Below are 22,494 nucleotides of genomic sequence, written 5' to 3' on the forward strand. Positions count from 1 at the left end.
GCCTCAGTTTTCGCGCAGCCTGGGCATGAGTTCGACGAAATTGCAGGGCTTGTGTCGGCTATCGAGCTGATGAACAAGAATATCGTCCCAACCATCCTTCACCGCCCCCGTCGATCCCGGCAACGCGAAGAGGAACGTTCCCTGCGCGAGGCCGCCCAGCGCACGCGACTGAATGGTGGATGTACCGATCTTCGCAAAAGACAGCATACGAAAAAGCTCGCCGAATCCCGGAATTTCCTTGTCGAGCACCCTTCGAAAGGCCTCAGGGGTCACATCCCGGCCCGTGATGCCCGTCCCACCGGTGGTGATTACCACATCGATGTCCTCACGCTCGATCCAGTCGCGCAGCCGCGCCTCGATCAGGTCGATGTCATCGATCACGATCTTCCTGTCGGCAAGACGATGACCGGCAGCCACGATACGCTCGGCCAGAACCGAACCGGAGCGATCCATCGACAGATCCCGCGTATCGGAAACAGTCAGAATCGCGATGGCGCAAGGCTTGAAACCGTCCTGGCTCGGGGTCTTGTCCATAGGGCTTGTCTCTCCATCTCGCTTCAATCCAGTGTAGCGCTGGCCACGCAGGCGCGCCAAGGGCGTGCGCGGGCGCAATCGAAATGCATGGATGTAAAGTATCGTCATCCCTGCCAAAAACATCCTGTTCTGGCAGGACAGTGATGAGCGCAATACGGAGGCCTGTTGCGGGTAACATGCGCCGCCGCTAGGGTGGTGCTCACATTGCGTTTTGCACCGTTCGGAAAGATGGATCGTTTCGTGTTTTCAAGTTTCCTGAACCGGCACTTCCTGCGCCGCTCGGTGCTCTGACATGAGCATAGCTCCCTCCGCGCAACGCTGGTTTGCCACGCCGCCGAAGCGCATCGCCTTTCTCGCATCGCCGACCGATATCGCGCAAAAAACCCGCCAGAAATTCATCGACTCCTATGGTGACTGCGCCATCGAAGACGCCGAAGTCGTGGTGTGCCTCGGGGGCGACGGATTCCTTCTTGAAGTACTTCACAAGGTGGCCGAGCTCGGCATTCCGGTCTACGGACTGAATTGCGGCTCCGTGGGCTTTCTGCTCAATACGATCTCGGATGAAGACCTTCTGACACGCCTCGCGCGCGCCCAGTCGTCGCAGCTGCACCCGCTGCGCATGAAGGCGACAGGACGTGATGGCACATTGCATGAAGGAATAGCCTTCAACGATGTGTTCCTGTTCCGTCAGACCCGACAGGCCGTCAAGATCAGGATCGAGGTCGATCAGCGTGTGCGTCTGCCCGAACTGATCTGCGACGGGATTATCGTCGCCACGCCAGCAGGATCGACGGCCTATAATCTCTCGGCGCATGGCCCCATCGTCCCACTCACGGCCAATCTTCTGCCGCTGACACCCATTTCTGCGTTCCGGCCGAGGCGCTGGCGCGGTGCGCTGCTGCCCTCTTCTGCGGTCGTGCGCTTTACACTGCTCGAACAGGAAAAGCGTCCGTGTGCAGCAGTTGCGGATTTCCTCGAGGTGCGCGACGTTATCGAGGCAGTTGTGCGCGAAGACAGATCGATAACGGCAACAATCCTGTTCGATCCGGATCATGGTTTATCCGAGAGAATTATCGCGGAGCAGTTTGCGGAATAACAAGAAGGCGCAGCCAATGAGCGGTCCGACACTACGTTCGAGTTTTTCTCCCTATCCGGACGATCTCGTCACGACGGCGCGCCGTCTCGATAACGGGGAAATTACCAGTCGCGCGCTCATTGAGCACTGTCTCGAAGCCCTCGAACGCTGCGAAAACGCCCGCGCCGCCTTTACCGGCGATTTCTCGGCAGACCGCGCGCGGCAGTATGCCGATGCCGCCGACCGGATCAGGGCCAAGGGCTATCAGGCCTCGCCCTGGGCCGGGTTGCCTATCTCGATAAAGGACCTGTTCGACATCAAGGGCCAGGTTACCCGTGCCGGCTCGACCCTTCTTGCCGATCGCTCCCCCGCCATTGCCGACGCAGAGGCCCTTGTGCCGCTTCGTACGGCAGGGTTCATCTTCGTAGGGCGCACCCAGATGACCGAGTTTGCCTATTCCGGGCTCGGCCTGAACCCTCACGGTCCCCAGCCATGGAACAGTCTGATCGAAGAGGCAAAGGCCATTCCGGGTGGCTCGACCTCCGGCGGGGCGATCTCGGTAGCGACAGGGAGCGCTCTGGCCGCCATCGGATCGGATACGGGCGGCTCCTGTCGTATCCCCGCCGCCATGAATGCGCTGACAGGCTTCAAACCGACCGCTGCCCGGATCAGCCGCAAGGGCATGATTCCCCTTTCGCCCAGCTTCGACAGCGTGGGCAGTATCGCGCAGAGCGTCACCGATTGCGCCCTGCTCGATCACCTCATGTCGGGCGAGACCGACCGCTGGGAGGCACCGGAAGCGGCTGAAGGAACGATCAGGCTGCTGTTACCCACATCCTTCGTCCGCAACGATGCCGACTCACAGGTGCTTGCGGTATTCGAAACGGTCATGCGTCACCTGGACAAGGACGGCATTGAAATCGTCCGTCAGCCCTTGCCCATCCTGCAGGATATCGCAGACCTCAATATTCAGGCCCAGATCGTGGCGGCTGAGGCATTCCACTATTTCCACGACGAGCTTTTGCACCATAGCGACCAGTTCGATCCACGCGTACGCGAGCGCATTGCCTCAGGCGACAGGACGAGCGTGCAGGCCCTGCGCCAGCTCCATATCGAGCGGCAGAAGCTCTGCGCCCGCTTCACGAGTGAGATGACCGGGTTCGATGCCATGATCTGTCCGACCAGCCCGATCCTGCCCCCACCCATAGAGGCCTGTCTCGATCCGGACTCCTATGGGCGTTTCAACCGTCTCGTTCTGCGCAATCCTTCCCTGGCCAATCTGCTCGATGGCTGTTCGTTCAGCCTGCCACTGAACTGGAAAGGTTTTGCTGCGGGTATCATGCTCACAGCATGCAACGGGCGGGATCGGGCGTTGCAACGCATCGCCAGGCGCTGCGAGAACAGGTTGAAAGCCTGAAAAGACCCCACCCCCGCCTGAAGATCACACCTGAATGAATGCCGCGTGTCACCAGAGCGTTATTTGAGGCGGTTTTCCCACTTCGCTATGCCACTCAGGGCATAGCATGGCCGTGTGCGACGCACGCGCGTTTCGTCAAGACCATGCGCGCTCGATAAGGCGGCGTGATGAGTGATTTCGATAGCAACGAGCCCGGCAGATCGGGGATCGCCGGACAGGCAACGACCGCAGACGCGGATTTTCCAGCCCGACATCTGCCATTTCTTACGATCGCGCTTCTGCTTTCCTATATGGCAGTCGCCATGCCTCTGGCGGTTATCCCGCCTTTCGTGACATCCTGGCCCGGCTACGGAAACGCCCTTGCCGGTATCGCCGTGGGCTGCGCGTTCGTCTCGACAATCCTCACGCGTACACTCGCCGGAGGCTTTGCCGACCGCCGCGGGGGGCGGGCTTCCATGCGGCTCGGGCTTTGTCTGTACATTGCGGCAAGCCTGATCTGCCTCGTTTCAGGACTGTCTGCCCTGCCGAAACCGCTATCGCTCTCCCTGCTCATCGCCGGTCGATTGCTGCTCGGTGTCGGCGAGAGCTATACGCTTGTCGGCATGCATGGCTGGGGCATCGGGCTCATGGGGCCCAAAGGGGCCGGGAAAGTGCTGACATGGACCGGCGCTGCCATGTATGGGGCGTTCGCCTTCGGTGGCCCCCTCGGCCTCGAACTCTATCACCTTGCCGGTTTCGTGCCGCTCATGGGGCTTTGCGTTGCGCTTCCCTGCATAGGGCTCGCAATCGTACAGCCTGTACCATCGGCCCCCGTTCTGTCGGGCGAGCGCGAATCCTTCTGGCCCGTGCTGGGCACCATACGCCCATATGGAAGCGTCGTCGCCTTGCAGGGCGTTGGATTCGCCGTGCTGGGCGCTTTTCTTTCTGTCTATTTTCTGCATGAACACTGGCGTTTCGGCAGTCTCGGCCTGACCTGCTTTGGCCTGGCCTTTGTCGCGGGACGCCTGTTTTGCGCCCACTTGCCCGATCGTATGGGCGGATTGCGTGTGGCTCTGATTTCGCTATGCATCGAAGCACTGGGACAAGGCTGCATCGCTTTCGCACCCTCACCACTCATCGCACTGGCCGGGGCGGTATTCACCGGGGCTGGCTGTTCCCTGATCTATCCCTCAATGGGCGTCGAAGTGGTTAGGCGTGTGTCGGGCCCGATGCGTGCAACGGCGCTGGGAGGCTTCGCCGCGTTTCAGGACCTGTCTTACGCTGTGAGCGGTCCTGTCGCAGGCATCGTGTCCGACTGTCTCGGCTACAAGGCTATTTTCCTGATGGGCGCACTCTGCGCCCTTGTCGGGGTGGTACTGGTGCTCAGACTGCAAAAAGCTGAGTCGACGCCGCGTTAAACGCCCTGCTCGATATGGAACCGGGCCAGATCGAGCCCTTCGAACAGATATTGAGCAGGCATCTCCCTGACGACCGGACGCTGCGGCGTAGCACCCAGCACGCGTACATGCTCTGGCCTCACCGGCATTGCATCGGCATGCGCTGCCTCTCGCTCACCCGTTCCAGCAGGCGACGGATCATCCGAATGGATCGAGGCGATATCGCCCCTCGGGCTCCCGCCGGACTGGGCATCCTCAACCGACGGGGCGATCTCCTCGGGCTGGACCACGTCAACAGAGGGAGCCGTTTCGGCCTCAGGCAGAAACGCAAGAAATCCTCTGGCGTCGTCGATATTCAGCACGCTCGGTCTTTCGCCACGCGCACGCTGAACGATCCAGCCTGAAAAGGCAGGCAACAGAACGGCGCTGGCTTCTTCCTCACTGCGCCCGATCTGTGCGTTCAGCAGATCCGTGAGATCGGCAATATCGGCCTCGGCAATGCGGCGCGGCGCGTTATCCGTATCGCGTTTGACGATCCAGCCATCAACATGGCGTGCAATCTTCTCCCTCAGCACCGGGTATTCCTCCTTCTTTTGCGGCTTACCTAACAGATAAACCCGCAAGCGCCCAGTTAAAGCGTTCGGTCAAAGCGCTCAGTTAACGCACCCGCAAAACGCATTCATCGAGGCCTCGAACAAGCGCACCATAAAAAACGGGGCAGCCTCGTGCTTCGATGAGACAGCGACAACACAATCGCAAGCCGCCCCCTGCAAAATCATTGTGATAGACGCAGTGATATGAGAACTGCTCTCACATCCGGTTTTACGCCGCCTGCCACAAATCATTGGATCCTGATCGTGCCGTCCCTGCCGCCCGTCCCGTTCACTGTTTTCAGACGCCTCGATCTACTGACCGGTGTTTCGGGTCTATATCTGTTTGTGGCAGCGGGCATACCGGTCGTTTCCGGGGTCGCGCTGGGCGCGCCAGAGAAAAAAGGAAGCGGTGCGCATGCGACAGGTGCAAGCAAAACCGGCGGCGCAGAACGCATTACGGTCAGGGCGTCGGAACCCGAGAAGCGCGATGCCGAACGTGGGGGCGGCCTGATCCATCCCCAGCATGGCAGCCGTGCCGTCAGCACGGTCGATAGTGCGTTCATCGCCAGGCAGGCGCCCATATCGAGCGCCTATCAGCTTGTATCGCTTCTCCCCGGGGCCAATGTCGCCTCATCCGATGCCATGGGTCTCTCACCTCAGACCACCATTTCGGTACGCGGGCTCAACACCGATGCAATCGGCTATGTGCTCGAAGGCATGCCGCTCAATGATCTCGCATTCTATTCTGGCTATCCCAGCCAGTTCGCCGACAGCGAAAACTATCGCGAGATCAGTCTGGCACAAGGCGAGGCCGATCTGGACAGCCCCGTACTCAACGCTGCAGGCGGACTGATGAGCCTGAGTTTTCGTGATCCTGCGCATAAACGTGGCGGCATGGTTTCAGCGTCCTACGGCTCCTACCAGACCAACAGGGAATTTGTGCGCCTCGATACAGGCGATATCGGCACAACGGGATTACGGGGCTTTGTTTCCTACTCCCACACAAGCGCACAGAACTGGCGTGGGCCGGGTGCCGATGCCCGTCACCATATCGATTTCAAACTTCTGCGCGATATGGGCGAACGCTCCCATATCGGTCTTCTGGGCAGCTTCAACAGCACCGTGACAAGTTACTATCCGCAGGTCTCGAAAGATGCCTTCAAGCTTTACGGTGTCTCCTCGGCCAATGCCCTGGCAGGCCATTACGATGCCTCGGATCAGGAGAACGCAGCATCCTATTATCGCTTGTGGCGGGCCCCTGAGCGTACGCTTTATATGGGCGCACCCATCGTGCTCGGGCTGTCCGACCATCTGACGCTTCGTGCCACACCGTATGCACAGGGGGCCTACGGCAATGTGCCGGGTGGATCGACACTCCCATCATCCGGTCTCTATGCGGGCACCAGTGCACTTCCCGATATGCTCGATCTGCCCGGCACCTCCGATGGCCAGTCCGTCGTGCGTGCCAATTATACCCAGCGCAGCTATCGCTCCGGTTTTACCTCAGAGCTGGCCTGGAGACAGGGCTGGAACGAACTGATTGCAGGATACTGGTTCGATTACGGCGACGATCACGAGCTGGAATCCTTTTCGCCCGTGAATGGAGACGGGGCCTCTCCGAATATATGGGGCAGCGGCAACGCAAATTTCGTTCGTCTGTCGAATGGGCAGATCTATCTGGCTGGCAACACCCACACGATCAGTATGGCCAATGCGCTTTTCGTCGGAGACAGAATGCACTTTCTGGCCGACCGCCTGCTGATCGAACTCGGCTTCAAGGAAGTCATGGTCAGTCGCACCGGCACGAATTCGGTTCCGGGTCCTCAGTACCGTGTCGGAAGCAATAGCGCCGTTCCCCTGCCCCGGCTCGGTCTGCGTTTGCAGATCACGCCGAGACATCAGCTCTTTCTCAATGCCACCACCAATTTTCGCGCACCGGCTTTCACGGCGCTTTACAATGTCTACGACCCGACAAGCGGTGAAACGAGCGCAACCGGATCTGGCGCGGTGCGAAACGAATATTCGATCTCCGAGGAGCTGGGTTATCGTTATACGGGCCCTCTGCTGACCGGCAGCCTGACCTTCTTCAATTACAATTTCACCAATCGTCAGATACAGACCCAGATCCTGATCAACAACACGCCCATACAATCGACCATGAATGCCGGCGGCCAGACGTCGCGCGGTATCGATGTCGAGCTTGGCCTTCGACCATGGCATCATTTCGCCCCCTATCTCTCGGGCGAATATCTCCACGCCACGATCGATAACGATATTGCCAGCAGCGGCGATCTCCTGCCCACGGCGGGCAAAACCGCAGTGCGTAGCCCGCACCTGCAGGCCTCGGCAGGACTGACCTACGATGACGGGCGTTTCTTCGGATTTGCCGCCATCCAGTATACCGGCCGTCAATATGCAACATTCATGAATGACGAGCGGATCGGCGATCATACGACGGGCAATCTGGCGCTCGGCTACCGTTTCGCGGACAAGGGGCGCATGAAGGCACCGACGCTGCGTCTCAACTTCATCAACATCACCAACGAGCATTATCTTTCGGGTATTGCCGACCCGACACTGAATGCGCGCGCCACGACAGGGCGGTACGGCACAGCAATCGCCGGATCGTCTCCCGATTATTATATCGGTGGCGGCTTCTCCGCTCTGGCCACAGCCTCGACCGGTTTCTGATGACGCAGAAGCCACCAGAAGCCGCGCCGACGGAGGAGGCAACGCCCGGCCAGTTCGGATTATGGGGCAAGGAAGAAAAACGCGACTGGCCGCTCATCGCCAGCGGAGAAGCCCGCGATGCCCTTACGGCATTCGGGATTCCGGTCGATGCCCACATAGACTGGCATAGTGCACGCCCTTTTTCCGCCGTTGCGCGCCTTTCGACCGAAGACGGGCAGATACGTTTTCTCAAACGCCATCACCGGGCGCTACGCAATGCCGACGCCCTTGAGGAAGAGCACCGTTTCATCGCTCATCTTGCGAGCAGAGGGCTCCAGGTTGCCCTCCCTCTTTCCACGCAGAGCGGTCGAACGGCATTCAGCCGGGACGCGTGGTGTTACGAGTGCTTTCCCTGTCTCGATGGGGAGGATCTCTATCGAGACACGATGTCATGGGAGCCTTACCGCTCATCTTCCGACGCATGTGAGGCCGGGCGCGCACTGGCTGTCTTTCATGACGCCTCCGCGGGATGGATGGCGCCCTCCCGGGCGGAGAGCCCGCTCGTTTCGTCCCTGTGTCCGTTCCTGCATCCTGAAGGGCCTGCCGAAGGGCTGCGCGAATGGATCGAGCAGCAGCCCGCCCTCAGCAAGGCCATCACACGACATGTAGGGATTAGACAGCTGTTGGCGCTCGTAACGCCCCTGCTCGATAAAGCCCGCCCCTGGTTGGCCGATGCGACACCCCATTGGGGACATGGCGACTGGCACGGCTCCAATCTCGTCTGGCGTCACGAACAGGGTATTGATGTCGTTCAGGCGCCGTTCGACTTCAGTATGGCGGATCGTACCAGTCGACATTTCGATATCGCTGTCGCGCTGGAGCGCAGCATGATCGACTGGCTGCACCCGACAAACCCTTCCGATCGCACCGCTCCCATCTCACCAGGCCGGGTGGATCGGTCTGCGGAGTATGAAGTGCAGCACCTGCATATCGATGCGTTCCTGCGCGGCTATGGTTCTGCCTATCCTCTGACGCAGGCAGACCATGCCGCAATCGCTGCCATGCTGCCCCTGGCGCATATGACCTTCGCGTGCTCCGAGATCTGGTATTACGACACGCTCGTCAACGCACCGGCGCTCGCTGACACCACATGGCAAACCTATCTGCAGGATCACAGTCTGTGGTTCATGCATGGTCGCGGTGCGGCGCTTTGTGCGTCGATCGCCTCAGGCGGGGGAGCAGAAATCTGAATGTCCCTGCTCGAAATCCTTGCCGTCCTCGTCACCGTGGCGGGCATTGGCCTTACCGCGCTCAGGCGCGTTGCAGGCTGGCCGATCTCTCTTGCTGCGTCGCTTCTGTATCTTCTCGTCTTCGCACAGGCCCACCTCTGGGCTGACTCAGCGCTCCAGATCGTATTCTGCCTGTTTCTGCTCAAAGGCTGGATAGACTGGTCTCGTGCGCCCAGATCCGAGACTGCCGTCATCGTGCAGGAAGCGAATGGTTATCTTCTGCTTCGTGACGGCGCTTTGGCTGTGCCATGCGGCCTTGCGCTCGGCGCGGCCCTGGAGCGCTGGACGAACGACCCTGCCCCTTATACCGACGCGGCACTCAGCGTCGCCAGCATCGTCGGACAGCTCTGGACTGCCCGACGCTATATGGCCTGCTGGCCGCTCTGGATCGCAATCGACAGCGCCTATGTTGTGCTCTTCATGATACGCGAAATGGAACCGAGCGCCGCTCTCTACGCCGTACTTGTCCTGCTTGCCGCATATGGCTGGTCCAGCTGGCACAGGGCCAGCCGGACACCAGCCCGTCGCTCAGGCACACGTTCAGGCACATAGGCCGCCATCGACGGTCAGTGTGGTACCGTTGACATATCCGGCAGCTTCGCTGGCGAGATAGGACACCGCCGCAGCGATATCCGAGGTTTCCCCGAATGCCCCATTGGCCACGAAAGCGGTCAGCGTATCGGCATGGTCGCCATTCTTGGGGTTGAGCTCCGTATCGATCGGCCCCGGCTGAACCACGTTTGCCGTAATGCCTCTCGGTCCCACATCGCGCGCAACGCCTCGTGCAAAACCGATCAGTGCCGCCTTGGTCGCCGAATAAACGGATACGCCGGGAAGCGGTGCGCGTTCACCAAAAGCAGAGCCCATATAGATCAGACGGCCCCCTTTCGACATATGCGGCACAGCGGCTGCAGTTTCGATCATCACGGCCCGCAAATTCAGGGCAAGCGTGGAATCGATCTCGTCATCGCTCATATGATCGATGGTTCCATAGGGATATCGACCGGCATTGCAGACCAGCACATCGATCCGGCCGAAAGCTTCAATGACCGCCTCGATGGCACAACGGTTATCGGCCATCCTGGCACCGTCGGCACGGATCACCAGAGCACGTCGTCCCTTCGCCTCGATCGCATCTTTCGTCTCGATTGCGCGCTGCTCGTTGCTTGCATAGGTCAGGGCCACGTCGAACCCGTCCTGCGCCAGAGACAGACAGATTGCAGCGCCGATACCCCGGCTGCCGCCGGTCACAAGGGCAATTCTCGATGTCATCATGCTTCTCCCGATTACAGGGGCGAGACTGCCTCAATCGCGTTTGCGATCCAACCCTCGATTAGCCCTGCCTTGCCGGCGCGCTCCGGTCCACGCCCCGCCCGCAACGCAAAACGCGAGTGTGACAGAGTCAGCGTTCGACAGGACACGAGTAAGGCAGTCACACGGCTTGCATCCCGATACCTATCGCCTTACGAGCTGAACGCCAGTTTACCGGCATCGCGAAAGGCAGGGCCAAAGTGCTCAAGAAACGGATCTTCTATCCTCGCGCTCAGAGACAGTTGATCTCGCAGTTCCTGCGTTTCGGGATCATCGGCGCACTGGGGCTGGTCTGGGATATCCTGATCGTGTTCCTGCTCCGCCCTGAGCTCGGCCTGACCGCAGCGACGCTGATTTCCTACTTTCTGGTGGCGAGTCTGAACTGGCTTCTCAATCAGCTCTGGACTTTTCGTAGCGTTGCCCATCGCGATCACCCCATTCTGCAATGGCTCCGTTTCCTGATGGCCAACAGTTTCGGGTTTCTGCTCAATCGCGGAACGGTCTACGCGCTTTGCTTTACCGTTCCGTTCTGCTCGCGCCATGTGGCCCTGCCGCTGGCCGCCGGATCGCTGATGGGGCTGATGGCCAACTTCAATCTGTCACGCAAGCTTGTCTTTCGTGCCAAAGTGCCCGAAACGCCAATCGAACTGGCGCAGATGGCCGTCGATCTGAACGTCGATCCGGCCGACCGCGATCTGGAATCCTGAACCGGCACGCGCAAAACATTTCCTTTGCGGTCTCTTTGCTCTACTGGAGATGCCATCTTCACGCCGCAATCGGGATTTTCTGCTCGCGCCATGACCACACCGATCCACAACACCACCACCAATGAGTTGCGCAGCGCGTTTCTGAAGTATTTCGGAGACCATGGCCACAAGATCGTTCCCTCTGCACCTCTGGTGCCGCAGAACGACCCGACGCTGCTTTTTACCAATGCTGGCATGGTGCCGTTCAAGAACGTGTTCACCGGGCAGGAAACACGCCCCTATACCCGCGCAACGACCGCGCAGAAGGTGGTACGCGCTGGCGGCAAGCATAACGATCTGGACAATGTGGGCTATACGGCCCGTCACCTGACCTTTTTCGAAATGCTCGGCAATTTCTCTTTTGGCGATTACTTCAAGGCAGAAGCAATCGAGTTCGCCTGGACCCTTCTGACCAAGGGCTACGGTCTGCCCAAGGAAAAGCTGCTCGCTACGGTCTATGCCGAGGATGAGGAGGCTGCCGGTCTGTGGCGCAAGATCGCGGGCCTGCCGGAAGAAAAAATCATCCGCATTCCGACTGCCGACAATTTCTGGCGTATGGGCGATACCGGCCCCTGCGGTCCGTGCTCGGAAATCTTCTTCGATCATGGTCCCGATGTCTGGGGCGGCCCTCCCGGCTCGCCGGATGAGGACGGTGATCGCTTTGTCGAGATCTGGAATCTCGTTTTCATGCAGTATCTCGAAGGACCGCCGGGCACACGTGCGCCGTTGCCGCGCCCCTCGATCGATACCGGCATGGGTCTCGAACGCTTTGCCGCTGTCATGCAGGGCAAGCGCGATGTGTATGACACAGACGTTCTGCGCAGCCTCGTCGAGGCCACGGCCAATGCACTGAGCACCGATCCGGATGGGCCGCTGCGCGCCAGCCATCGTGTCGTGGCAGATCATCTGCGTTCGACGGCCTTCCTGATTGCCGATGGCGTCATGCCGTCGAAGGACGGACGCGGCTATGTGCTGCGCCGTATCATGCGTCGCGCCATGCGTCACCTGCAGCGCCTGGGGGCGACAGAACCGGTCTTCTATCGCCTGCTCCCGGCCCTGATCCGCCAGATGGGCTCCGCCTATCCGGAGCTCGTGCAGCATCAGTCGCTTATCGCAGAGACCATGAAGGGTGAGGAAGAACGTTTCACCGCCCTGCTCGAGCGCGGCATGTCACTGCTTGAGGATGAAACAGCACGCGTGGCCGAAGGCGGCGCGCTGCCGGGCGATGTGGCCTTCAAGCTTTACGACACGTTCGGCTTCCCGCTCGATCTGACGCAGGATGCGTTGCGCGAACAGGGACGCACCGTCGACGTAGCCGGTTTCGAGGCCGCCATGGCCGAGCAGCGCACCCGTGCGCGCGCTGCCTGGGTCGGCTCCGGCGATGCTGCTGCAGAAACCATCTGGTTCGACGCACGCGAGCGTTTCGGCGCCTCCGAATTTCTCGGATACAATGCCGAAAAGGCCGATGCGGAGATCGTGCTGGTTTCCAAGGGTGGCACCGAAAGCGAGAACGCCTCGGTCGGCGATGAAGTCGCCATTCTGTTGAACCAGACGCCCTTCTACGGTGAGAGTGGCGGTCAGGTGGGCGATCATGGCGTCCTGGTGGGCGAGAACCTGCGTATCGACATCACCGATACCCAAAAGCGCAATGGCGATCTGCTCGTGCATTACGGTCGTGTCGTCGAGGGCGTCGTGCGCCCCGGCATGTCGGTTACCGCAGAAATCGACCACGCCCGTCGTCAGGCCGTACGCGGCCATCACTCCGCCACGCATCTGCTTCACGAGGCCCTGCGTCGCCAGCTTGGCGACCATGTGGCTCAGAAAGGCAGCCTGAATGCGCCGGAACGGCTTCGTTTCGACGTCTCGCAGCCTCGCCCCATCACGGCAGAGGAACTGGCGCAGGTCGAACGCGAGGTGAATGCCCGTATTCGCGAAAACAGTGCGGTCGAAACACGCATCATGACGCCTGAAACCGCCGTCGCTGAAGGCGCCATGGCGCTGTTCGGCGAGAAATACGGTGATGAAGTGCGCGTGGTCTCGATGGGGCTGGGCGATGACACGCGCGGCGCCTACTCCATCGAGCTTTGCGGCGGCACGCATGTCGGCCGCACAGGCGAGATCGGGCCATTCCGCATCGTTTCGGAAAGCGGCGTTTCGGCTGGTGTGCGCCGTATCGAAGCGGTTTGCGGCATCGCTGCCGACCGCCTCGCCATCGAGGCCGAAGAACGCCTTCGCCGCATGGCCGACCTGCTCAAGGCCACCGTGGCGGAAGCCCCGGATCGCCTCGCAGCTCTGGTCGAAGAGCGTCGTGCCCTTGAGCGTCAGGTGTCTGAGCTACAGAAACGCCTGGCGACGGGACAGGCCGATTCAGCGAGCGAGACGATCAATGGCGTCACCTTCGTGCCGCGCGATCTGGGCGATGTCGCCCCGCGTGAGCTCAAGAACATGGCCGAGGCCATTACCAAGCAGATCGGGAGCGGCATCGTCGCTCTGATTTCCACCGCTGAAGGCAAGGGCAGCGTCGTGGTGGCCGTCACCAAGGATCTGAACGAGCGCTTCAACGCGGTCGACCTTGTGCGTCTGGCCTCTGCCGAGATGGGCGGCAAGGGCGGCGGCGGTCGTCCGGATATGGCGCAGGCCGGCGGCCCGCAGCCAAACAGCGAAGCCGTATTCGAGTCACTCAGAAAAACGATTTCTGTCTGATTGTTCATGACAAAGGGTGAACCATGCCGTTAGGGCATGGACACCTAATCAAAACCACGGCATCGAAGTCATCTGAGTTCCAGGTGTGGCGTAAAACTCACAGCAAGCCACGCCCCTTTTTCAGATGAGGTCACGATGAAAAGTGAAATCGAAAAGAGCCTGATTGCCCTCCTCAAGGGCGTCCAGCATTTCGACGACGAGGTTTACGAGGAGCATCGCGAGCTCTTCGAGAGCCTTGCCGAGGGCCAATCGCCCTCCACCCTGTTCATCACCTGCTCTGACAGTCGCATCAATCCAAGCATGATCACCCAGACATCACCGGGCGATCTTTTTATTGTGCGCAATGTCGGCAATATCGTTCCCCCGCATGGCGAGATGCTCGGTGCCGTTTCATCGGCGATCGAATACGCGGTGCTGGTGCTCAAGGTGAAGCATATCGTTGTCTGCGGCCACTCCAATTGCGGTGCCATGGGCGCATTGTGCGATCTGAACAATCCCAAATTCGACACCATGCCCACGGTGCAACGCTGGCTGCGTAATGCCGAAGCGGCGCGTGCCGCTCTTGGCCCGCTCAAGGCCGAAGACATGGGGCCGGAGACCGTCAAGGAGCTGGCTCAGCAGAACGTACTGCTGCAGCTCGCCCATCTGCGCACGCATCCGGCCGTGGTCGGCGCTCTGGCAGCAGGCGAAATCGCACTTCAGGGCTGGTTCTACGATATCGGCAGCGGCCAAGTCGTGGTGCTCGACGAGCAGACACGCAAAGAGCGTACCGTACGCGACGTTCTTGTCGATCTCGGCGTCAAGGTCTGACCGTCTCGCCCTTCTGCTTCTGCTCGCCCGGATTTTCTGTCCGGCAGCAGAAGCGGATACGATTAAGCTTGCGAGCTGGAATCTGGACTGGCTGACACTGCTTCCCCGATCCAGCCCCCTGCTTCCTTCCGCCATCCCATATCGACAGGATGCCGACTGGAACGCACTCGCGCTCACAGCGTCTCACCTCGACGCCGATATCGTCGCCGTGCAGGAAGTCACTGACGAAGCCGCATTACGACGCCTGTTTCCAGCGCCCCGCTATCGTCTTGTGATGAGTCATGCCCCTATCGCGCAGAATGTGGGTCTGGTGTTGCGCGCGCCCTGGATTGTCACAGCTCATGCGACGCTCGATGCGTTCGACCGCTCTGCAACGCATGGGGGTCATCCGTTGCGCCCGGGGCTCGATGTCACGATTTCCAACGGTCAGGAAACCCTGCGTCTACTCGTTGTCCACCTCAAATCCGGCTGCTGGGAACGCTCCTGGAATGAGAAGGATCACTCCTGCCCCATTCTCCGTGAGCAGATCGACCTGATCGCAGACTGGATGACCGAACGCGATGACGAAGGCGAGGCGTATAGCGTGCTCGGTGACTTCAATCGCCGTTTCACGCCCCAGGATCCCTATTATCTCCAGATGACGCAGGGCATGAACGTCACACTCGTTACCGCCGGTCTGTCGAGCCCCTGCGAAGGCGGGACCTATTTCATCGATCATATCGTGCTCGGTGGTGCAGCGCGTAACTGGCTCATTCCCGACAGTCTGCGTGTCAGAACCTATCGGGAGTTCGATCCGGCACGACTGCTTTCCGACCACTGCCCGGTTTCAGTCAGGCTCAACATGCCCGACCGTGTGTCCTCAACACATGAATGACAGGCCGTGACTTATCCTGCGGAGGTGAATGTCACGGGTAAAAGCGCATGCACGAGGCAGCGGGCCTCGGTTAGGCAACCTGTGGCAGAAAGCGTAAACGGACGACTTGGATTGCCATAGGCACGCGCATTGAGCGCCACACCGTCAGACGTAAAAATCTCGATCACCGACCCATCGACATAGATATCGATGGTCATTTCCCCAGTCCCATACAGGGGAGCACTATCTTCATTGCAGGAGAGACCGGCCTGCGCGTTATCGGGATCCAGAGATAGATGAAGGTATTGATCGGTATGGGCGAAAACCATACCGCCCTTCGCGTTTGGCGTAACGGTAAGACGTATGCGCACCTGCGGGCCGTCGATACTGATCGCTGTGGAAAGCGTGCCAGCGTAAAGCTCCTCGCCGATCAGCGCATCCATTGCCGGATGAAGACGGGTATGAACACGGCCATCGGCATCCGCCGTGAGCACGCGTGGATAAGACATAACCCCGCTCCAGCCGCGCATGGCCGCCTCTCCTGCCTGCCACGGCTTTTCCGGCAACCAGCCGAAGATCGTGCGGCGGTTCTGGGCGTCTGCGAAACTGCGTGCGGCGTAAAATCCACCATGGCCCAGAATATCGTGGCGACGGGGTGAGAAATGCCCCTTCTCATACTCTCCCGTAAGGACATGTACGGTCGCGTTGATCGAAAAGATCAGTGCATGACAGGTCCCGAGATCGAAGAAGTCTGGGCATTCCAGAACATCATCCCCACCATGCAAATCGGAAGGGCCATAAAAAACGGTCCTGAAAACCCAGTTTGCCAGATCGCTGCTCTCATACCGGAAGATAACGCCGCCAACGCCATCGATCCGGCTTCCAACGATCATGACCCAGATATCGCCTTCCTTCCACAGTTTGGGATCACGAAAACCGCCGATACGCAGATGATCGGGCCCTGCGGCGAGGAGAGGTTGCTGATTCTGATGCCAGTGCTTCATGGCCCGGTTCGACGTGGCGAAACACTGTATCTGCGCAAGCGCCCGACCGAAGCGGAAACCGGTATAGACGGCCACCGCCCTGTCGCCATCGACCACAACATCGCCTGTAAATACGCCGTCGCGGTCCGGCCCGTCATGCTGGGGTGACAATGCGACCGGCTGGTGGGTCCAGTTCACCAGGTCAGGGCTTGTTGCGTGCCCCCAGTGCAGATTGTCCCAGATCGCCGCCTCCGGGTTCCACTGATAGAAAAGATGGTAGACCCCATCGACGAAAATCGGCCCGCAAGGGTCGTTCATCCAGCCTCGTGGCGCGAGGAAATGGGTGATCGGCCGGAAAGGATCGGTCGCCATCATGTGATCGGGCGGGAGACGTTGCGCAGCGAGTGCATCGGGCATCGCCCGGATGACGACCCCGCCCAGAATGGAACCAAGGAAAAGCCGTCTCGACAGCATTATCATACGATCCGGATTGCCTCGTTTACGATGCTCAATACAGGAGACGGCTCTGACTGGACCGGCATCTTTATTCACTGTATTTTTCCTTGTCCGATCATATGGCAAACGACAGCTCCGGATACTGGATTTCGCAAAAAGAGACGACATGATGCCACAAAAGACTTCTCCTCAGGCGTGGCGCATCCGGGCTTTGTGCGCAATCGTGCTCCTCGCAGGCTTCGGTACCTGGCTTTCGGGGCGATCCTGTAGCAACGCGGAAGGCCTGCGCAAGCTCCCCCTCCACGCGGAACTGACCAAAAAGACAACGTCTTTCCAGATCAAGAATCTCTATGCGTTCAAATTGCCGGACGACCTGCCGAGAGATGTGAACTTCAGGGGACTTGCTGGCTCACTCTCGACGACCACCCAGCCAAACCCGGCACTGCACGGCGCCGTCAATTCCGAAACATTATTCGGTGTCGCCTATACCACCCAAGGCAATTGCCCCGTCTCCGGGCAGGATATCGGCAGCTATGCAGAAATCTATTCCCGGTTCCCGAGTCAGGGTCTGGCCGGACTGATTCTGAAACAGGCCAAACCGGGTACCGAAACTTTCCCGGTGGCGCTCCTCCTGCCCGAGCGTCTGCCAATCCATATGAAACCGGGGGGCTGTATCTTCCTCAGTTTCGACGGCACGGATTTTGCCGGACTGCCGTATACGATGCGCAGCGATCTCACGCTTCTGTACGATACAGGGCCGCCGCAATGGCCATCACAAACCTATAGCGGGCTGGATTCGGAATTCATCGTCTCTCCGAGCACCGCCCATGGTCCTGTGCTGAACGCCTACGCTGTCCTTCCTGTTTCGGAAAAAGGCCCTGTTCATCCCGGTAAACTCATAAGCCTGTACGGCAATGTTTCGGCAACAGCCTCTCCCGATTTTGCGAAGATACCGCTCGAGAGAGGAAGGTGGAGCGTACGCGACATCGTCTCGGTCTACCGGAACGGCAGCTGTCAGCGCGCATTCCCAAACCACTCGCCCAACAAGTTCTTCTGGAATGATCGCAGCGGTGCGGGCGATCAACCCAATCCGACCTTTGCACTCAAACCCGATGCCGCCAGACTTCTGGACATTTCCCTCGACGGTAACGGGCTCGATTCAGTGATGAAGCAGGCAAATGCCATCGAAGCCGTACCGGCTGACGTCCAGGAAGGCGATTGCGTCGTCGTCGCCATACTACCCAACTCGAATAATGCTGCGATTAACGGGGCGGTGAACGTAGAGATACAAATAAAAGTCGTCTCGACGCCCTGATTTCAAAAGTCTGACATCTTTGAATCCTGATGAACGGATAAGGTTAGGCTTAAGAGCGCCGGCGATAAGGGTGTCGAAGCTGGCGCCTCCATAGCGACCATCGCAACAACGCCGCGCCTTCGGCCCTTATACCGACGCGTTGACTGGAAATACTCTGCAAGAAACAGAGTATTATTTATAGTGAATTTCATACCGATCCATCGTGGCGATCTTGCATGAACTGTTTGACGGGTGCTTTAAACGACGGTGTCAGAGACAGTTTTCTCCCGCAAGCCACTAGAGGGTTTCCCGGCGCTGATGCGGTTACGTTGAAAAAGGGTTAGCATCATGAACGGGATTATCGGCGAAGCAGTGGTCACATCGAGTTCCCGCACGAATCCGCACGAACCAGCTGGATTCAGAACGGAAAGTGAGTGGTTTCCCTGGTGGCAACTGGCGCTCCCGGAAACAGCGAACATCGATGGTTTCACGCTGGAAGGTTTGCACGTCGATGAACGTCAGCCGCCGGTATTCTCCGTTCTTGCCTCGATGGACGAGCAGAACTGGGTCCCGTTATGGACACAGGCCTTGCATGAGCCATCCGATCCTCACCATTTTTCTGTCACGTTTACATCTCCTGTCGCCGCCCGATATGTACGTATCAGGGCAGACTCCAACGGTGTCCTCGGATTTGACAATGTATCGATCGAGACAAGCCCCTATTCCTCAGATGTACCGACTGCACAGGATATACTGACGCAGGCACGTGTGCAGGCTGAAAGCTGCTGTGTCGTTTTCTCTACGCTGTTCAACGAAAGCGATGCATTTCTCGCGCGATATATCGACAATTTCCTCGCCTATACACCGCAGACAGTATGTCTGGCCCTCAACTTTCCCGCAGGGCGTGATATCCCGCGGACACTCTCCGGGATCAGTCCACGCGTCCATATTTTCAATGGTTCGATCAAGCGTGAGAAATGGGGCCATACGCTTCTCATGGGCCATATCGAGTCATTCGAGGAGGCGCGTACCGTTTTTCCTGAATTCCGGTATTTTGCGACGATGGCTTCGAACGGACTTCTGGTCAGGGAATTCGATCTCGCAGCCGCTTTGATGCAACTGCCCCTTGCATCCCGTGTGCCAGTTGCATGCGAACGCGCCTATGAACTCGATCAGAGCACCGATCCGGCCGATCCGACCTATCACGGCACTTGGATGTGGCATCATCTGAGAAACAGTGCCGGCTTGGGTGATTACCTCAAAACTGAGCTGCGGCTTGATCAGGTCTCGGTTACCCAGATCGAGGGTCTGTTTGCACGACGCGAAGACTGGGAACTGCTGCAGGAAAGACGAGGCCTCATCGAGGGGCTGTCGCGATATCTTTCGTTCGATAATTTCATGGCATTGGAAGAACTGCTTCCCACATCGATATTTAATCGTTTCGGCAGCGGCAGGTACACGCATATCTGCCGTGTTCTGTGGTCGGGGACGAGAGAAACTACCGTCGACGATCTGCTCGAAATGGTACCCGCACTACCCGAGCATTTCTGCTCCTTGAAGTGGTTCGACCGCTCGCCCGTCGCTCAATCTACCCTCGCCGTGACCACTGACTGGGGCCGGGCGCTGCTCGCCAAAGCCCAGGACCGTCAGATGACTCTTGACCGTTTTCAGGAAACAACTCTCGCAACGAAGCTCATAGAAAGAATGCACGGTCGAGAGCGTTTCGGCCCTCTGACCAACCGCTGGTGGAACCGGGACAGCGAGGGGCGGAATGGCTTTCGCTGGACGACGCGCGAAACTCCATGCGAGCGGCAACAGATTCGCATCGGCGTCCCTCAGGCGGCTCTGCCCGATCAATCACCAGCCTTCCTGTTCATGGAAGCCACGGGTCAGCGCGTCTCTCTTGCTGTTTCCTTGCAGGAGGATGAGACAGACACTGTTCTACGTATGTCATGCAGTGCACTTTCAGGCGATGGAGGTCCTGTTTCCGGGGTTCACCTTCAAGGCTATCTCTACCTATCGGGCCTGCAAGGCAGCACCGTGTTTCGCATGTCCATAAAGAAAGACCGCTGCGTTCCGCACGATATTCTCTCCAGAACCGTCTTCTTTGACGAGTTCGGTTATACCGTCGACTACGCCGATCGTGTTGAGCGACATGAAGACGTTGAGAAACATTACTTCGTCCGGGAAGCCCGGCATGCGCAGGGCAATGTATGGATCGGCCTTCCGGTCTTCTGCAACGCGACCGTCGAAGTTTCCCTGGCAGTCGGCCCTGATTTCACAAACCACCGTAAAGAGCTGGCCTGAAGGGTTGCGTGATGCCTGAAATAATTGATCTTGCGCTAGGCAAGCCTGCCACTCAAAGCTCGAAGCATCCTGATATCGTGTTGCCTCTCGCGCAGGTCGCCGGTGAAGCCGTTCTCCCTGGTTATCCTGATTCGAGTTTTCATACCGCTGCCGAATGGTTTCCATGGTGGCAGGTCGATCTGGAGACGATATGCCGGGTCGACAATATCGTTCTTTACAACACCGAATACTGGCCTATCCGAAGCAAACTGTTTTCCGTACTGATATCGGTCGATGGCGTCAGGTGGGACGAAGTTTTCTCCAAAACCGATCATGCTGTTTTCGGCGGGTCGGATGCCGACTGTTATCCAATCGTATTCTCACCCCCCGTCTACGGTCGCTTCGTGCGTATCCGGCTCGATAACTGGGACCACCTACACCTCAAGAGTGTGCGTGTTTACGGCAGCCCGTTATCGGAAGGCGAAATTTGCAGTCGCACTGACGAACAGCCCGACCAGCACGGGGATGTCGTCGTATTCGCAACGAACTACAATGAAGAAGACAGGTTTCTTACAGTCTATATCGAGAATTTCCTCAACTACACCCCCTCGAACTGCCACCTCGTCGTCAATTTCCCCACAGGGCGCCCTATACCCGAGTGCTCTTTTCTGACGCATCCGCGGGTACATGTTTTCAACGGAAGTGTTCAGCGTAAAAAATGGGGAGGAACCCTTCTCCTTGGACATATGGAGTCCTACGGCGAAGCAAAACGCGTCGTAGGAAAGTTCGATTATTTCTGCACCTGTGCCTCGAATGGCCTGTTTGTAAGGTCTTTCGATTTCGGTAAAGCCATTGCGCATCTGAACCTGGGGAACGATGCGCCTGTCGGTATGACACGGCATTATATGATTGACGTCCCGCTCGAAAACGTTCCTCGCGGAGAGGCCTGGGTCTGGGACAATCTGGAAGAGGCTTCCCCTTTCCGGCGCTATCTGATCGATGAGGCCGATATCCCCCTGATGTCGATCAATCAGATCGAAGGTTTATTCGCGGAAAGCAGCGAATGGGGTACCTTATACGATCGCTTCGCCATTCTTGAGCGATGCGACTCCTATTTCGCCAACCCGACACAGAAAACGCTGGCTCTGGAAGAATTTTTGCCTGTGACGTTTTTTCGGCGTTTCGGCACAGGGCGATTCACCAATATCTGTCATATGCTCTGGGAGCCAATTCGTGAGGTCACTTTCGGAGATCTCACACAATTCGTGCAGAAACTACCCGCACATATGTGTCAGGTGAAGTGGTTCAGTCGCGACCCCGATGCCCCTCCTACTGCAGCGCTCTCCCATCCCTGGAGCCGGGCGCTGCTTGCAACGCTTACCAACGACGACCGGTCGCCTGCGCTCCATGCCCGGTTTCTCAATCGGGCTTTAACTGCGCATTTCTCCGAGGCTCTTCATAAACAGGAGATCTATACACCTCTTACACGCGCCTGGCGGGCCGACGCGCGTTGGGGGCGTGTCCAATGGCTTCATTCCGGATGTATCGAGATCCCCCCTCTCCTCGAAGACCATTCTGCACCGTTGTTTTCCGGCCTGCCTTCCGTGACAGCCATACGACCTGCCGCCTGGTTTCAGACAACGATGCATCATTCGCGTGCAATGCAGATCGAGGCGGTTATCGCTGAGGACAATCATCGTACTTCTCTCTCGTGGCGCACCGCCCCGCATGATGAAGGCACGGGGCGTCACGAATGGAGCGATGTATGGGGCATCCTGTTTCTCTCGCCTTTACAGGGTGAGAAAGCTCAGGTTTTTCGAATTACGCTCACGATGCCCTTCGAGCATTCCTGTGAACAGCTCATGCATAATGTCCGCAGGTCAGATGGCCGCACCGATACGGCGTGGCTCCCGATCCTGGTCGAGAATCAGGGCAATGAACGCCACTTCTATTACCTGAGACCGACCGAGCATGAGGGCGAAATCTGGATCGGAATCCCGGCATTCTTCCGGACAGAACTCGAAATGTCACTGAGCTTCGGCATCTCGGCCGTCTGACCGACGGTCAGTCGAGGCTTCCGCCTGTTCACGGCTTGCCG

General features: G+C 58.7%; 17 protein-coding genes. 13 read left to right on the forward strand and 4 right to left on the reverse strand.

Annotated features, from left to right (window positions below; all coding sequences use genetic code 11):
* Window positions 1–3: 3 nt before the first annotated feature.
* Window positions 4–534 carry a molybdenum cofactor biosynthesis protein B gene (gene moaB, locus NF685_RS05185; protein WP_222548453.1) on the reverse strand — a complete coding sequence of 177 codons (531 nt, stop codon included), beginning with the start codon at window positions 532–534 and terminating at the stop codon, window positions 4–6.
* A 292-nt stretch (window positions 535–826) separates the two neighbouring features.
* On the opposite strand from moaB, the gene NF685_RS05190 reads away from it, so the two are divergent.
* The 3 genes from NF685_RS05190 (at window position 827) to NF685_RS05200 (ending at window position 4,423) form a co-directional block, all read left to right on the forward strand.
* Window positions 827–1,630: an NAD kinase gene (locus tag NF685_RS05190; RefSeq protein WP_222547292.1), complete on the forward strand. Its 804-nt coding sequence runs from the start codon at window positions 827–829 to the stop codon at window positions 1,628–1,630.
* 16 nt (window positions 1,631–1,646) lie between these two features.
* Window positions 1,647–3,026: an amidase gene (locus NF685_RS05195; RefSeq protein WP_222547291.1), complete on the forward strand. Its 1,380-nt coding sequence runs from the start codon at window positions 1,647–1,649 to the stop codon at window positions 3,024–3,026.
* 167 nt (window positions 3,027–3,193) lie between these two features.
* Entirely contained in the window at window positions 3,194–4,423 is a 1,230-nt protein-coding gene (locus tag NF685_RS05200) for an arabinose transporter (protein WP_222547290.1), read from the forward strand.
* Here NF685_RS05200 and NF685_RS05205 read toward each other — a convergent pair.
* The gene (locus NF685_RS05205; protein ID WP_252848872.1) at window positions 4,420–4,977 is read right to left on the reverse strand and encodes a hypothetical protein; all 558 of its coding nucleotides are present in this window, start codon (window positions 4,975–4,977) and stop codon (window positions 4,420–4,422) included. The genes NF685_RS05200 and NF685_RS05205 overlap by 4 nt on opposite strands.
* Before the next feature lie 222 nt (window positions 4,978–5,199).
* On the opposite strand from NF685_RS05205, the gene NF685_RS05210 reads away from it, so the two are divergent.
* The 3 genes from NF685_RS05210 to pnuC are packed head-to-tail and all read left to right on the forward strand — an operon-like array spanning window position 5,200 to window position 9,506.
* Window positions 5,200–7,686, forward strand: coding sequence for a TonB-dependent receptor (locus NF685_RS05210; RefSeq protein WP_252848873.1), 2,487 nt, complete (start codon window positions 5,200–5,202; stop codon window positions 7,684–7,686).
* Entirely contained in the window at window positions 7,686–8,915 is a 1,230-nt protein-coding gene (locus tag NF685_RS05215) for a phosphotransferase enzyme family protein (protein WP_222547287.1), read from the forward strand. The genes NF685_RS05210 and NF685_RS05215 overlap by 1 nt, the downstream gene beginning before the upstream one ends.
* Window positions 8,916–9,506: a nicotinamide riboside transporter PnuC gene (gene pnuC, locus NF685_RS05220; protein WP_222547286.1), complete on the forward strand. Its 591-nt coding sequence runs from the start codon at window positions 8,916–8,918 to the stop codon at window positions 9,504–9,506.
* Here pnuC and NF685_RS05225 read toward each other — a convergent pair.
* Window positions 9,495–10,226, reverse strand: coding sequence for an SDR family oxidoreductase (locus tag NF685_RS05225; protein WP_222548452.1), 732 nt, complete (start codon window positions 10,224–10,226; stop codon window positions 9,495–9,497). The two genes, pnuC and NF685_RS05225, sit on opposite strands and share 12 nt — an antisense overlap.
* A 239-nt stretch (window positions 10,227–10,465) precedes the next feature.
* Here NF685_RS05225 and NF685_RS05230 point away from each other — a divergent pair, with 239 nt between their 5' ends.
* The 4 genes from NF685_RS05230 (at window position 10,466) to NF685_RS05245 (ending at window position 15,398) form a co-directional block, all read left to right on the forward strand.
* On the forward strand, window positions 10,466–10,972 hold the full coding sequence (locus tag NF685_RS05230; RefSeq protein WP_222547285.1) for a GtrA family protein: 507 nt from the start codon (window positions 10,466–10,468) through the stop codon (window positions 10,970–10,972).
* A 90-nt stretch (window positions 10,973–11,062) separates the two neighbouring features.
* Window positions 11,063–13,714, forward strand: coding sequence for an alanine--tRNA ligase (alaS, locus tag NF685_RS05235; protein WP_252848874.1), 2,652 nt, complete (start codon window positions 11,063–11,065; stop codon window positions 13,712–13,714).
* A gap of 135 nt (window positions 13,715–13,849) precedes the next feature.
* On the forward strand, window positions 13,850–14,524 hold the full coding sequence (locus NF685_RS05240; protein WP_222547283.1) for a carbonic anhydrase: 675 nt from the start codon (window positions 13,850–13,852) through the stop codon (window positions 14,522–14,524).
* A complete protein-coding gene (locus NF685_RS05245; RefSeq protein WP_252848875.1) occupies window positions 14,499–15,398 on the forward strand; it encodes an exonuclease/endonuclease/phosphatase family protein in 900 nt (299 codons plus the stop codon). Before NF685_RS05240 ends, NF685_RS05245 begins: the two co-directional genes overlap by 26 nt.
* An 11-nt stretch (window positions 15,399–15,409) precedes the next feature.
* Here NF685_RS05245 and NF685_RS05250 read toward each other — a convergent pair whose 3' ends face one another.
* Complete coding sequence (locus NF685_RS05250) at window positions 15,410–16,834, reverse strand: glycoside hydrolase family 32 protein (RefSeq protein WP_252848876.1); 1,425 nt, start codon at window positions 16,832–16,834, stop codon at window positions 15,410–15,412.
* 148 nt (window positions 16,835–16,982) lie between these two features.
* Between NF685_RS05250 and NF685_RS05255 the strand changes: the two genes are divergently transcribed.
* The 3 genes from NF685_RS05255 to NF685_RS05265 all read left to right on the forward strand — a co-directional run bounded on the left by NF685_RS05255 (window position 16,983) and on the right by NF685_RS05265 (window position 22,453).
* Window positions 16,983–18,131, forward strand: coding sequence for a hypothetical protein (locus NF685_RS05255; RefSeq protein ID WP_222547281.1), 1,149 nt, complete (start codon window positions 16,983–16,985; stop codon window positions 18,129–18,131).
* Between the two features lie 327 nt (window positions 18,132–18,458).
* The gene (locus NF685_RS05260) at window positions 18,459–20,417 is read left to right on the forward strand and encodes a discoidin domain-containing protein (RefSeq protein ID WP_222547280.1); all 1,959 of its coding nucleotides are present in this window, start codon (window positions 18,459–18,461) and stop codon (window positions 20,415–20,417) included.
* A gap of 11 nt (window positions 20,418–20,428) precedes the next feature.
* On the forward strand, window positions 20,429–22,453 hold the full coding sequence (locus NF685_RS05265; protein ID WP_222547279.1) for a discoidin domain-containing protein: 2,025 nt from the start codon (window positions 20,429–20,431) through the stop codon (window positions 22,451–22,453).
* Window positions 22,454–22,494: the final 41 nt, after the last annotated feature.

The sequence above is a fragment of the Asaia lannensis NBRC 102526 genome (assembly GCF_024054035.1).
Classification (GTDB): Bacteria; Pseudomonadota; Alphaproteobacteria; order Acetobacterales; family Acetobacteraceae; genus Asaia; species Asaia lannensis.